This is a genomic window from Weissella confusa, from assembly GCF_004766315.1.
Classification (GTDB): Bacteria; Bacillota; Bacilli; order Lactobacillales; family Lactobacillaceae; genus Weissella; species Weissella confusa_A.
On record NZ_PVSN01000079.1, the window covers coordinates 1 to 14,072 of the forward strand.

The window sequence follows — 14,072 nt, forward strand, 5'->3', positions numbered from 1 at the left end:
TTATTCAGACGAATACATTGAACAAATGGTTGAGCAAATTAATAGCCGACCTCGAAAGCTTTTCGGCTGGAGATCGGCTAAAGAATATTATTTATCTCAAGTGTTCCGGTTGAATTGACAATTCACCCACACAAAAACGCCCACTCAGCTAGGTTGCTGAGTGGGCGTTTCTCAAAGTATTTAATTCGTAAGATTTTTTATATCTCGCTTTATGCCTCGGCAATATCTTGCATCATGCTGTAGTGATGACGGTGGCTAACATAGTAAATCACCATCGCAATAATTGATACGACAAAAATGCTAAATAGCACTTCAACTTGTGGCATTGCTGAGCCACCAATCATGATTGTCTCACGCAAACCATCAACCGTATAAGTCATTGGCAAGTATGGGTGCAACCACTCAAAGAAGGCGTTAGACAATTGGATTGGATACGTTCCAGCTGAACCACTCAATTGGAAGACCAATAGAACCATGGCAGCAAACGCACCAGCCTTATCGAACCACATGTAGATAGCTGTTACCAACGCAGCATCCATCAATGAGATAAGTATCATAAAGCCATATGTTTGTAATGGGTGAATTGGATCCAGTCCCAAAATACTAATACTCAAGCCATACAAAACAGTTGCCGCCATAACGGCGATACCGAACAACATGACCATCTTTGATCCCATCCAAGCAGCCAAAGAACTAATCTTAGTGCGTGGTGAAATCATATCAAGCATCAAGTTCAATGCCATCATACCAACGAACATGGCAACTGAGAACATGTATGGCACCATACCAGTTCCGTTGTTAGCAACATGATCCTTTTCGGTTTGCTTTGCCGTTGCAGGAACCGCAATTTGCTTAAATGTCTTATTGGTTGCCTTGGTGTCGTTAACTTGCTTAGCTGCTGAACCCATCTTATCAGCCAACGTTTGGTTACCAGCTTGCACCTTTGCCAACGCTGGGCTCAATTGCTCAGCACCTGTCGTCAATTGGTTAGCACCACCATTAAGTTGACGAGCGCCATCGGCCAATTGACCAGATCCACTGTTCAACTCACTGCGCTTGATGTTTAGTGTATCCAAACCGGTCGTTAATTGACTTGAACCGGCCAACAATTGGCTAGCTCCGTTTGATAGGTCACCAGTCTTGCCGTTCAACGTGTTTAGACCATCGCTCACTTGCGTTGAGCCATTCGTCAACGCACTAACACCGCTTGATAGCGTGCCGGTCTTACCCTTTAATGTGTCCAAACCGCCGTTCAACTCGTTCAACTTACCATTCAGTGTGTTCAAACCATCGCTCACTTGCGTTGAGCCATTTTGCAAATCAGTTGACTTACCAGCCAATTGGTTCAAACCTGCTGACAACTCATGCGTCTTTTCGTCTAGGGTATTAATCGCACCTGGCAACGCCTTCATTTGCTCAAGTTGCGTGTTCACATCGTTCAAATCCGTGTTATTGGCTGCCTCAGCCAGTTGCGTGATTTGACTTCCATGTGCATTATTAAACGCATTAATTTGTGCTGAAAGGGCCGCAATATCCTTAACAATTGGCTCAATTTGCTTAGACGTTTCACTGTTATTAACGTCTGCAGTCAATGATGCAGCAATCTTTGCCTTTTGCTCTGGCGTTACCTGTACACCAGCATCAGCAAATGCCTTATCAACATTTGCTGGCATTGCTGCGGCATCATCTGCACTCGCCTTGTTCAAATTATCCAAGTGCGTTTGAGCAGTCTGCAACTGTGCTTGGAGTTGTCCATTCGAAGGCATATCCTTAGCGATATCTTGTAGCATTGCCACTTGCGTTTGCAACGTTGTAATCTTGCCTTCAAAATCTTGATTCTTCAATTGTTGGTGCAACTGATCCACACCGTTGGCAATTTGCTCACTGCCAGATGCTGCTTGGTTGACGCCAGCCGTGTATTGTTGCACACCTGATGTTAACGTATTACTACCCGCCACCAATTGATTACTTCCGTTTGCCAATAGGTTGCTTCCGTTTGATAATTGATTAACACCGCCAGTCAAGGCTGGTACTTGACTATTCAATTGACCTAGCCCGGCCGTCACTTGATTGCTACCGTTTGCCAATTGGCTAACACCACCAACCAAAGCAGGTACTTGGCCATTCAATTGGCTAAGTCCAGCTGTTAATTGCCGGCTACCTGAATCAGCTTGTGCGACACCGTCAACGTATTGTGATAAACCTTGTGTCAACGTTTGGGCACCATCGTTAAATTGCAACGTACTTGCAGATAACGTCTGCAACCCACTCGTCAATTGATCAGAACCTGACTTGATTTGGGTTGTCCCATCAGCCAATTGCTTGTTGGCATCAGCGGCCGTGCCCATCCCCTTGCCGACCTTCTTCATCTCAGCAAAAATCGTCTTAGCGTAAGTCTTCGTGACTTGCTCTGATACATTCTGGCTAATTTCCTTAGCCCCTGATTCTGACAACTTACCGGCGATGAAACTGTGACCTGAACTCGTCTCATAATCAAGCTTCATTTGCTTTGGCTCTTTGTCCAAGAGCGTCGTGGCGTCCTTAGAAAAGTCGCTTGGAATCGTGATGACTGTGTAGTACTTGCCATCCTTCAAGCCGGCCTTAGCTTCTTCTTCTGAAGGGAAATGGAAATCCATTGCCTTCGACTTGCGTAGCTCCTTTTCAAGGTCATCACCAACTGCAAGCTTCTGTCCTTCATAATTGACTGACTTATCCTTATTAACAATCGCGACTGGCAAATTCTTCACCTGGCCATAAGGATCCCATAATGAGCTCAAAAAGGTTACCGCGTATATCGATGGTACGAAGAACAATACGACGATAACCAACATGAAGAACTTGTGCTTCTTCAAATATTCCCATTCTGCTTTAAACACAGTGGCTACCTCCCTTTTACATTATTGAACAACCTGTTGAATAAATAATTTACTTGTATTATATTAAGTCTTATAAAAGGTGAGTACAATACACAGTTTTGAACAGTGTGTTCAATAAGTTGGAGGGGAACATGAAACAGGCAGAACGAAATGCGCAAACACAGCAACTCATTAAAGAAGCTTTTATTCATTTGATTAATGAAAAAGGCTTTAACAGTTTAACTGTTTCAGACATCACGCGCGAAGCTGGCGTGAGCCGTGGCACCTTCTATGTCCACTACACCGACAAGTTTGAACTGCTAACTAAAATCGAAGATGAATTGATTGATAATATCGCTGCTGCTTTGACAGCCAACTTGGCTGAGCCACTTTCTAACCACACCCCTGAAGATTTCTCAGGTGCGCCTTATAAAGTGTTTAACCAAGCGCTTGGGTATGTTAATCAAGAACGCGAAACGATGCGCGCACTGCTCTCATCGAATGGCCATCCCCAATTCTTCAACCGCATTAAAGAGTTGGTCGATCACCTATTCACCCGCCAGTTAACGCAAAATCATGGTCGTTTTTCAAGCGAACTACCTATCGATTACACCAAGGAAATCGCCCTAAACAGCATTTTGAACATCGTGCGTCACTGGCTTGATAAGGATGAGCCTGAGTCACCCGAAGAGTTGGCTGAAATCTTGATGAAGAGTCGTTTCATGGCCCCTCACGAACTAATTACATTCAACTAATATCTAATCTAAAACAAAAGACCAGCCGTAATTGGCTGGTCTTTTGTTTTACATATAATTTGATTTTGATAGGTCTTCCAACGACTCCAAGTGGAACCCCTTGCGTGATAGCACCTTGATAATCTTTGACAACGTTCCTTCATTAACTGAGTCAGGCAACGTAAACAAGATACGTACCGTACGTGGGTTGTTATCAGGATTCAACGTCATTGATGATGAAATTTGCGTATAACGCGTAATAATCTTAGCAGCCTTTTCCAAGCTACCGCGTTCACCATCCGTCACAAGCGTCAATGTGTAGCGCCCATCGTCCGTTTGCCATGAATCAGACATCAACTTCATCATACGACTGTGCGTCATAATCCCCATGAAATGATTGTCCTTATCCAAAACAGAGATGAATGGCAAATCACGAAGCGTAAAGAACATCTCAAAGAACGTCGCTTCAACGCCAACGAACTTCGTCATGTTACGCATGTAAGTTGTCACCGGCAGATTCATATCTCCGCCATCAACTTGGTGTCGGTAGATGTGCATCTTATAGATCGCACCGCGGAACAATTGACCACTCTCATCCAAGATTGGAATTGCACGGAAATTTGAGTTATTAAAGATGTCCAAGGCATCTTGCAACGTCGCATTTTCGCTGACCGTCGTCAATACGTCACGGGACTTAATTAAAGTTGCTAGCATTTGTGCCGACTCCCACTTTCTAGTTTCTAATCTAATTATAATAACACGATTACAGTACTACCGCACCTTTTTGTGGAAAGTATCACGAATTCTTCTAAAATAATGAGAATCACCTTTGAACTGGAAGTTAGTAGCCACACACCACCAACTAAAAAAGACAGCACCAAAACGGTACTGTCTTCCTATCTATTACAACTTTTCAGCAGGCTCCAATGTGAACCCGTGCCATGGTTGAATCAATGATAACAAAGCCATGTCCTCGGGATGGATATGACCGACCACGTTGATGCGGCCGTCGTTTGGCAAATCGCGTAGCGCAATCTGCAACTCACCCTTGTATTGTCCATAGTCATTGTTGTCGATAATGACATCCCCACGCGTAACATCAACTGTGTTAAACGCTGGGAAATCTTCAGCCTTGTACTTCACGCGGGTTTGCGTTGAACGTAACACATAGTCTGAACGATCACCACGATACATTTGTGGTTGGTCATACAACACTTGCTTTGAAACCTTAGATACCAAAGGTTCCTCCACAACACGTAGCCCAACCATCGTACGGTTGAACGCATCTGCTGCGGCTTGTAAATCAGCATCATCCGCAAACGCATCGGCAATCAACACGTCATCTACCAGTCCGTTGAAGCGCAATTCTTGCACTTGCGTTGCGATTGGCAAGTTACGGTGATCTTCCATTGATACCAAACCATCACTCACTGGCCATGGGCCAAATGAACCACTTGGCGCGTTAACAAACGCTGCTGTACGCAATCCATAGCGACGGTATTGCAAAGACGTTTCTGCAAAGTAGTCACGTCCTAATCCCGTAAAGCGTTGTGGGTAAAAATTGTGTGAACCAATCAAGTTATCGCGGTTAACACCGAAATCCATAATCAAATCGATGTAGTGTTGCCCACGTGACATGTTCAACTCAATCTTCAACCCGTATGGATTATGCGTCATTTGCGCTTCTTCAGCACCCGTGAAACCTAAATCCAAGCGAAGTCCCCAAGCACCCATTTCAGAGAATAGGCGTAAATCCGTGTAGCTTGTTCCTAGTTGCTCGAACAATTCCGGATTGATGTCCAAAATTGTCTTCATCCCCAATTCGTTTCCGCGCATGATGACTTGCTTGTATTGATCCAACAAATCCGTCATATCTGGCGTCAACTCTAACAATGATGTGAAAATGCGGGTATAGCCGTAGCTGGCCGCCTTTTCGATGTACGCAATGTTATCCGCCACGCTCGCACGTGATGGATACACTGAAATACCTAATTCCCCCATTGGCTAGGCCTCCGTTACCTTCTCTTGAAACGCCACTTCTTCTGGCGTTTCGTCTGCAACTTGTTGCCCTTCAAGTACTTGACGTTGACGGTCAACCAACTTGAAGAATGGGATGTATAGCAACGTATCAAGTACGAACAAAACAATTTGCAAAACCGCACCTGAGACGTGTGAACCAGTCGCCAAGAATCCAGAAATGATTGGTGGCATCGTCCAAGGAATCACAACACCAACCGTTGCGTGAACAATCCCTGTTGCCATCGTAACATATGCGATGATGGCATTGATAACTGGTACGAAAATAAATGGAATCAACAAGTAAACATTCAAAACAACTGGTGTTCCGAACATCGTTGGCTCGTTAATGTTGAACAAACCAGGTGGCGTGATCAACTTAGCCAACGTCTTAAATGCCTTACTCTTAGCCGTCAAAATCATAGCTGCAACCAAACCAATTGTTGCACCACCACCACCAAGGTAAACGAACAAATCCATAAATGGTTGCGTTACGATGTGTGGCATCGTTGCGTCCGCGTTTTGTGAGTAAACCTTAGCATTTTCGGCCATCAACCCTAGCCAGATTGGTGACATGATGGCACCGGTAACGTTACCACCGTGCACACCGATGAACCAGAACAATGACGTCACGATTGAAACAACAATCGCACCGGCCAATGAACCACCAAAGGCTGACAATGGACCACCCAATACCAATTGCAAGATTCCGTGGATTGATGCCATTGGCGTCGCAGCCAAACCAGCGTAGATAGCACCCCAAAGCAATACGATAACCGCTCCTGGAATCAAGGCTGCAAATGAGTTCGCAACAGCAGGTGGCACGCCATCAGGCATCTTAATACGAATATCCTTCTTCATAAACCAAGCGAAGATGCTCGTTGATACCAAAGCGATCAAGATTGAGGCAAACAATCCTGCCGCTCCCATGTACGTCAGCGGGAAACCTTCCCCAGCCTTAGCCATAATCGTTGGCGTTGAGATAACGTAACCAGACAAGGCAATAATACCTGCTGATACGCCATCAACCTTCAATTCTTGTGCATAACGGTAAGCAATACCAAATACCGCTACCAATCCCATCAAACCGAACGTTCCATTGGTAATCTTAACCAACCAGTCAAACGTTCCGTTATCGATTAACCAAGTCTTGAACGAATCAATTGAGAACCCGTTGGCAATCAACATCGTCAAAGACCCCACAATAACCAATGGCATCGCATACGCAATTCCATCACGAACGGCATTCAATGCCTTATTGGCAGCCAATTTCGAACCAATTGGCATCAAATAACGTTCCAGCAACTCTGTCACTTTCTTCATGGTGACATCCCCCTTTTCCTTTATGCGCCCATTTTATCGAATGAAAACGGATACAAAAGGAATAAATTGTGAATATGTATCGACATAAAAAGACAGCTAACCAAATGGCTAGCTGTCTTGAAAAACTATTTTCCTGTCTTTGTCTTTGTGAAACCAAAGAGCCAAATCAAACTCAAACCGGCAAATACCGTGCTGAACCAGAACAAGCGGCCCAAGCCAGTGGCGGTTTGATGAGCAATCGCTGCCGGCGTTGCGCTGGTTGTCTTAATAAACAACGCTGCAATCGCCGTTCCGACTGCACCAGCAAATTGCTGGATTGTGTTAAAAATGGCGTTGACGTCACCAGATACCTCACGTGGGACTTCAGCGACACCCGCCGTCATTGACGTGTTGAACGCTAAGTTACGACCCAATGTGAACAACGCGTACATGACCGTCAAACCAATTGATGTAATTGATGGTGCCATGATTGAAAAGATAACCATGACAACAAAGAAACTAATTGAACCAATCGTCAATGGCTTCGTCGCACCAGCGCGATCATAAAACGCTCCGTACATTGGTGATGAGATTGATCCTAACAATGATCCTGGCATCAATACTGCACCAGCAACCATTGTCGTTGCACCCAGCGTCAATTGCGTATATTGCGGAATTGCGAAGTTCACAGCCAAGTTAATTGCTTGTGACGTTGCGTAAATTAGCAACGCAAAGACCATTCCCTTACTCTTGAACACTGACAAGTTCAACAACTTCTTCGTTGACTTACCAGCAATCCGAATGAAGAGCACCATTGCGACAATCGCAATCACTGCCAATACAATAATCGTGGCTGAAATCTTACCAGACTCCAATTCGCCAAGTGCCAACAAAGCCGTCGTCAATGACACGCCCAAAACAATGAATTGCCACCAATCAAAACTAGCAGCTTCAGCTTGGTGTTCACTTGGCAACGTGCGCCATCCCATCACCAAACTAATCAACATAATTGGCAACACAATCACAAAGATGGCACGCCAACCAAGCCAATAGGTCACCAAACCACCGTAGACTGGGCCAAGTGCGGGCGCTAGCGACAAAATCAAGCCACCGAAGCCCATGTACTTACCGAGTTGCATTGGCGGAATACTCATCAAGATTACGTTAAAGACCAATGGCAACGCAATTCCGGTTCCAACCGCCATGATGAGTCGACCAATCAACAACGGCCAGAAACTTGGGGCAAAGATGGAAATAATATCACCGATAACAAATGAAATCATACCCCAAATAAAAATCTTGCGTGGACTCATCACCGCCTTTAGATAAGCTGATGTCGTCATCATCAAAGCCACAATCAACAAATAGGCGGTTGTTAGCCATTGCACTGTTCCCATTGGAACATTAAATTGCTTAATCAAATCTGGGAACGTCACGTTCATTGACGTTTCCGTCAAAATACCGACAAACCCTAGAATCGCGGTCGCAACAATCGACCAAACGACTCGTGGTGAAACTTTTTCTGTCATTTTCTCACTCCTTTTTTGAACACTTGTACTATTGAAGCACAAAAATAAATTCTTCGTAAGTAAAACTTTCCTTAAGTTTCAATGTCACCAAAAAAGCCCGAAGCACAAGGCTCCGAGCAATAGTTCTTAGTGGCTAACGACAATTGTTTGGCCAGCTTGTAGGGCATCCATATTAATTGATGGGTTCATTTGTTGCAACTCAGCCACTGTTAGGCCGTGTTGCTTAGCAATTGAATAAGCCGTCGTTCCTTGAGGCACCGTCAATTGCGTTGCAGCACTCGTTGATGAACTCTCAGACGCTGGCTCAGCTTCACTTGATGCTTCTGCCTCACTTGTTGCAGCTGGTTCACTTGCCGTTTCGGCATAATCCGCGGCTACGGTTGATTCAGACTCAGACGCAACTTCCTCATCTGCCGTATCAACAGAGTCGTTGGGTGTTGTGCCTGCTTCATCGATAGAACTCTCTGAACTCGTTGTGGCTGTCTTCGTTGTTTCGTTATGTGAACCACCACTCACACGATCCAAAACAATTGGTGAATAGAAGCCAATAACAAACAAAACAATATATCCCAAAATAACGAGTAGCCAAAACTTGTATTGTTGCGGTTGCTTTGTTTCCATGGTGTTCATTTCCTTACTGTACTTAATTATTAATCTCAGATTATCGCTTAATCTCTGCAAAAAACATCTTCCACCGTTTGCAACAATGTTTTTTTAAACAGTGTGGCGTTTTTGTGAACGACCAGCAAAAAAGGGACGATACATCACTGTATCTTCCCTTTCTATTTTAATTACTTAGCTGAACGACGGAATGCCAACAACTCGTGTGAGATTTCAGCAGTTGCGCCGTAAACTTGCTTGTAGATAGCGTGGATTTCTGCGTAACGTGCAGCGCGATCTGCATCTGGCAAGTATTCCTTGTCAAATGAGTTCCATGCAGCAGCAGCGTCTTGAACAGTGTCGAACCAACCCAAACCAGTAGCGGCCAAGATTGCAGTACCCATTCCAGGTCCTTGCTCGTTCTTCAATGAAACAACCTTCTTGTTGAAGATGTCAGCTTGGATTTGCAACCACAATGGTGACTTAGCACCACCACCGATGGCAACAACAGTATCGAAGTCAGTACCAGCTTCTTCGTAGATATCAAAGATGTCCTTGAATGAGAAGATAATTCCTTCCAAAACTGAACGAACGAAGTCAGACTTCTTGTGCGTTCCGTCGATACCAGTCCATGAAGCACGGATGTCACCGTCAGCGTATGGTGTACGCTCGCCTACCAAGTATGGCGTGAACAACAAACCGTTAGCACCAACCGTTGACTTACCAGCTGATTCAACCATTGCCGTGAAGTCTTCATCAGCAGCAAACGTCTTCTTGAACCATGACAAAGCGTATCCAGCGGCCAAAGTAACACCCATTGAGTAGAACTTGCCAGGGATAGCGTGGTTGAAGAAGTGAACCTTACCCTTGTAGTCAGCATCTGCGTTGTCTTCGTACTTCAAAACAACACCTGACGTACCGATTGATGACATCACCATGTTAGGTTGCAAGATTGCAGATCCGATGGCACCAGCAGCGTTGTCGGCTGCACCACCAAATACCTTAGTCTCAGTCGTCAAACCTGAGAAGGCAGCGTACTTTGGTGAGATAGTTCCAGCAAATTCTGGTCCTTCGATAATCTCAGGGAAGAATTCTGGCTTCAAACCAAAGGCTTCTTGAACTTCCTTTGACCAAGTGCGGTTAGCAACGTCCATTGCAACCGTACCAGCGGCGTCAGAAATTTCCATAGCCAACTTACCAGTCATACGGTAACGCACGTAATCCTTAGGCGTTACGAATGAAGAAGCTTGTGAGAAGATTTCTGGCTCGTTTTCCTTAACCCACAAGATCTTTGGCAAAGTAAATCCTTCCAAAGCCTTGTTACGCGTGATGTCGATGAATTCTTGACCCATCTTCTCAGCGATTTCCTTAGTTTGTGGCGTAGTACGAGTATCGTTCCACAAGATTGCTGGACGCAAAACTTGGTTGTTGTCATCCAACAAAACCAAACCGTGCATTTGACCTGAGTATGAAATACCAGCAATGTCTTCAGGCTTGATGCCGTCATCCAAAATCAAACGTACGATGGCTACAGTCGTACCGTTAACCCAATCTTCTGGGTTTTGCTCGCTGTATCCTGGCTTTGGTTGTGATAGTGGGTAATCATATGATTGTTGTGCAACGATGTTTCCTTGACGATCAACAGCTGAGATCTTAACTGATGACGTTCCTAGGTCAACACCCAATACGACTTCGCTCATGTTTATGTCCTCTTTCTTTGTTATGTATACAACGAGGGCTGGGCTAATTTAATGGCCCAGCCCTCGTCGCCGTAGGGATTGGCCCTACTGTTATGTTTGTTGCAATGTGAGTGTGAGATAGGCACTCACATCGCTTCTGTTGAGATTATTTTTGAGATTTTTTGAGATTGAGAGATGCTACATCGACCATTATTTCAAAAGGAGTCGACATGGCGGTGCTAATTCTGCATTAGCATAAGCCTTTTCTTACCAGGAACCTATTCGGTTGGGATTACTTTGAGAAAGTTGAACCCAAAACTGAGTAGATGTAGTTGTTCAACGTAGCCTTGATAGCTTCCAAACGTCCTGATTGGATCGTTGAGAAGATCTCGTCGTTCGTCTTGTTCAAGATGTAAGCTTCGAAGTCAGCGAATGAAGCCTTGTCGTTTTCGAAGTCAGCACCGATACCTGAGTCGAATGATGAGTAACGCTCCTTGTAGATGTTCTCCAAGAAGTTGTCTTCGATCATCTTCATAGCAACACGGAATCCAGCAGCGTAAACGTCCATACCGGCCATGTGTGCGTAGAACAAGTCATCCATCTTGAATGAAGCACGGCGAACCTTTGAGTCAAAGTTCAAACCACCAGTTGGCAATCCACCGTTCTTGATGAACTCGTACATAACCAAAGTAGCTTCGTAGATGTCGTTAGGGAATTCGTCGATGTCCCAACCAGTTTGCTTGTCACCCATGTTGGCGTCCAATGAACCCAACATACCAGCTTCACGTGCAAAACGTGCTTCGTGCTCGTAAGTGTGACCAGCCAAGTAAGCGTGGTTACCTTCCAAGTTCAACTTGAAGTCGTTTTCCAAACCGTACGTCTTCAAGAAGGCGATAGTAGTTTGTACGTCAGTGTCGTATTGGTGAGCCAGTTGGCTCCTTTGGCTTAGGCTCCAACAAGAATTGACCAGTGTAGCCAATTTCGTTAGCGTACAACTTAGCCAACTTGAAGAACTTAGCGATGTGGTCCAACTCACGCTTCGTGTCAGTGTTCAACAATGACTCGTAACCTTCACGACCACCCCAGAATACGTATGATTCTGAGTTCAAACGCTTAGCGATTTCCAATGAGTGCTTAACTTGTGCTGCTGCGTAAGCAAATACGTCAGCAAATGGCGTAGTAGCTCCACCAGCCATGAAACGCTTGTTAGTGAACAATGATGAAGTGTTCCACAACAACTTCTTGCCAGTTTCCTTCATCTTTTCTTCGATGCGGTCAACAACGGCGTCCAAGTTAGCGTTCGTCTCTGCCAAAGTGTTACCTTCAGGAGCCAAGTCACGATCGTGGAATGCGAAGTATTCAACACCCAACTTGTCCATGAACTCGAACATGTAGTCAACCTTAGCGATTGCGTGGTCCAAGTCAGTCATGTCGTCAACACCGTTAACGTCCCATGGACGCTCGGCAGTACCTTCACCAAATGGGTCAACCATGCGTTTTGGTCCATCGTGTGCCAGTAAGCAACTGAGAACTTCATCCAGTCCTTCATCGTCTTAGTCTCACCGTTGATAGTGAAAACCTCTTCTGGGTTGTAGAAGTTGTATCCCTTTGATGCTTCAAAGTTCAATCCCTTTGCTCCGCCGATAAATTCTACCTTAGGAAAGTCGAACAATTCTGACATTATGTCATCCTCCAAAATTCTTAAATCATCTGTTTTAATCATCAAAGCCGGTTGGCTTTGGTTAGTTGGTTTAAGCAATTAACTAACTTAAGAGATTTATTATAGGGTACCTATTCACAGAATGCAAGCGTTTGTATGTGATTAATTTCGCAATTCGTTCAAAAACATAACAAAAACGCCTAAACATAGGCGTTTAGGCGTTTAAAATTATAAAAACTCTAATTTTTGAATGCGCTTTCATTAGCGTATTTGTGCAATTTTTACAACCAATTAGACTCGGCTGCGTCTTCTTCTAGTGCGAAGTTCAACTCGTAGCCCATCATATCAAGCAAAGTACGCGTTACCAAGGCAACACCACCAGAAAGCGTTGCACGGTTAACTGACTTCTTAGCAAAGTACAGTGGCGTCGCCGACTCGGGTTCGATCTTGCGATATGTTTCTAATAGGTAATCAAGCAACTCTGGCGTACCAGCAATAAAGCGCGAATGAACGAACACTGCTTCCGGTGCTGCGTACTGTGCCAAATTGTAAATCGTACGACAGATTGCATGAACCCATTCGTCAATCAAGGCTTTTGCATCTGCATCGCCACCCATGTATAGAGAAAGAAAATCTTCACGGGTAATTTCTTCTTGTCCTTTTAATGATCCTAAGCGACTAAGCATCGCATCTTCAGCATACAAATCTTCAATATGAATCGTGCTATCAAACTCACCCTTAGCAAGTTGATCATTGTTTAAGACAACTTGGCGTCCAATTTCTCCCGCTTCACCATGTAACCCGCGGAACAAGCGTCCATTTTGAACAATTCCGGCACCAATACCGTTGTGAATGTTCACAACCGTAAAGTTCTGGAACGTTTCATCCGCATCATAATCACGATAATCACGCAAGTAAACGGCTGCCAAGTTGGCATCGTTTTCCAGGATAACTGGTACATGAAGTGCCTCTTCCAAATCCTTGGCCAAGTCTTCATTTACCAATTCAGTATGGAACGGCGTATAGCGCACCTTGTTATCCTCGACAACACCGTGAATGGCAACACCAATTCCGATTAAGCCATGATCCGTTTGCATATCACCTAGCTGCGCAACATAAGAAAGCATCGCACGCTTGTAATCAGCATAACGCATGCCAAATACCGTCATTTGTCCACGTGAAATAACTTCACCCGTAATACGGGCTACCAGGTAACGTAGGTGATTACGTCCTAGGTCAAATGAAACAATGTAGCCATAGTGACGATTGAAGCGAATCAACTTTGGCTTGCGTCCACCAGCTTTCGAAACGGTTCCTTCACCTAATTCTTCTATATAACCATCTGCTTCGACATCACGATAAATTGTCGTGACGGTCGATTTATGTAAAGCAATCTGTTCTGCAATTTCGCTACGTGATGTTTGCTGGGCATTAAATAATGCTTGCAACATCAGTTTACGGTTCGTGTCGCGCATCGCATCTTGGTCTACTTTCGAAACCATTCTTTCTCCTTCTGCAACTTAAAACCCACTTTGAGTAATTCAAGATAAAACCTATTTATACCATATAGGGCGCTGATGTCAAGATTATGGACAGGTTTTTTCGGCACCGAGAGGTGCCGGACTCCGAAAATTTTTCAAAACCCGGATTTCAGCTTAAAAAGGCGTCATTTCTCGGTGTTTTTGTAGGTAGAACAG

At 44.6% G+C, this 14,072-nt stretch carries 9 protein-coding genes and 1 pseudogene; 1 reads left to right on the forward strand and 9 read right to left on the reverse strand.

Going from position 1 to position 14,072, the window contains the following annotated elements:
* Positions 1-209: 209 nt before the first annotated feature.
* On the reverse strand, positions 210-2,876 hold the full coding sequence (locus tag C6P11_RS10360) for a YhgE/Pip family protein (RefSeq protein WP_135520890.1): 2,667 nt from the start codon (positions 2,874-2,876) through the stop codon (positions 210-212).
* A gap of 131 nt (positions 2,877-3,007) precedes the next feature.
* On the opposite strand from C6P11_RS10360, the gene C6P11_RS10365 reads away from it, so the two are divergent.
* The gene (locus C6P11_RS10365) at positions 3,008-3,610 is read left to right on the forward strand and encodes a TetR/AcrR family transcriptional regulator (RefSeq protein WP_135520892.1); all 603 of its coding nucleotides are present in this window, start codon (positions 3,008-3,010) and stop codon (positions 3,608-3,610) included.
* A 48-nt stretch (positions 3,611-3,658) separates the two neighbouring features.
* Here C6P11_RS10365 and cbpA read toward each other — a convergent pair whose 3' ends face one another.
* From cbpA to C6P11_RS10405, 8 genes and pseudogenes are all read right to left on the reverse strand, one after another.
* On the reverse strand, positions 3,659-4,303 hold the full coding sequence (gene cbpA / locus C6P11_RS10370) for a cyclic di-AMP binding protein CbpA (RefSeq protein WP_003610072.1): 645 nt from the start codon (positions 4,301-4,303) through the stop codon (positions 3,659-3,661).
* Between the two features lie 189 nt (positions 4,304-4,492).
* Entirely contained in the window at positions 4,493-5,590 is a 1,098-nt protein-coding gene (locus C6P11_RS10375) for a DUF871 domain-containing protein (RefSeq protein WP_135520894.1), read from the reverse strand.
* A gap of 3 nt (positions 5,591-5,593) precedes the next feature.
* Positions 5,594-6,928, reverse strand: coding sequence for a PTS sugar transporter subunit IIC (locus C6P11_RS10380; protein WP_135520896.1), 1,335 nt, complete (start codon positions 6,926-6,928; stop codon positions 5,594-5,596).
* 125 nt (positions 6,929-7,053) lie between these two features.
* Entirely contained in the window at positions 7,054-8,436 is a 1,383-nt protein-coding gene (locus C6P11_RS10385) for an MFS transporter (RefSeq protein WP_135520898.1), read from the reverse strand.
* Between the two features lie 126 nt (positions 8,437-8,562).
* Complete coding sequence (locus C6P11_RS10390) at positions 8,563-9,057, reverse strand: LysM peptidoglycan-binding domain-containing protein (RefSeq protein ID WP_167849570.1); 495 nt, start codon at positions 9,055-9,057, stop codon at positions 8,563-8,565.
* Between the two features lie 170 nt (positions 9,058-9,227).
* A complete protein-coding gene (gene xylB, locus C6P11_RS10395; protein ID WP_135520902.1) occupies positions 9,228-10,736 on the reverse strand; it encodes a xylulokinase in 1,509 nt (502 codons plus the stop codon).
* Between the two features lie 271 nt (positions 10,737-11,007).
* Positions 11,008-12,396, reverse strand: a pseudogene (gene xylA, locus C6P11_RS10400) (xylose isomerase).
* Between the two features lie 260 nt (positions 12,397-12,656).
* Complete coding sequence (locus C6P11_RS10405; protein WP_135520904.1) at positions 12,657-13,877, reverse strand: ROK family protein; 1,221 nt, start codon at positions 13,875-13,877, stop codon at positions 12,657-12,659.
* Between the last annotated feature and the right edge of the window lie 195 nt (positions 13,878-14,072).

What these genes read in the sequence shown, in the direction of transcription:
- C6P11_RS10365 (WP_135520892.1), top strand. Translation starts at nt 3,008, where the DNA reads ATGAAACAGGCAGAACGAAATGCGCAAACACAGCAACTCATTAAAGAA.
- cbpA (WP_003610072.1), bottom strand. Translation starts at nt 4,303, where the DNA reads ATGCTAGCAACTTTAATTAAGTCCCGTGACGTATTGACGACGGTCAGC.
- C6P11_RS10390 (WP_167849570.1), bottom strand. Translation starts at nt 9,057, where the DNA reads ATGGAAACAAAGCAACCGCAACAATACAAGTTTTGGCTACTCGTTATT.
- xylB (WP_135520902.1), bottom strand. Translation starts at nt 10,736, where the DNA reads ATGAGCGAAGTCGTATTGGGTGTTGACCTAGGAACGTCATCAGTTAAG.
- C6P11_RS10385 (WP_135520898.1), bottom strand. Translation starts at nt 8,436, where the DNA reads ATGACAGAAAAAGTTTCACCACGAGTCGTTTGGTCGATTGTTGCGACC.
- C6P11_RS10380 (WP_135520896.1), bottom strand. Translation starts at nt 6,928, where the DNA reads ATGAAGAAAGTGACAGAGTTGCTGGAACGTTATTTGATGCCAATTGGT.
- C6P11_RS10405 (WP_135520904.1), bottom strand. Translation starts at nt 13,877, where the DNA reads ATGGTTTCGAAAGTAGACCAAGATGCGATGCGCGACACGAACCGTAAA.
- C6P11_RS10375 (WP_135520894.1), bottom strand. Translation starts at nt 5,590, where the DNA reads ATGGGGGAATTAGGTATTTCAGTGTATCCATCACGTGCGAGCGTGGCG.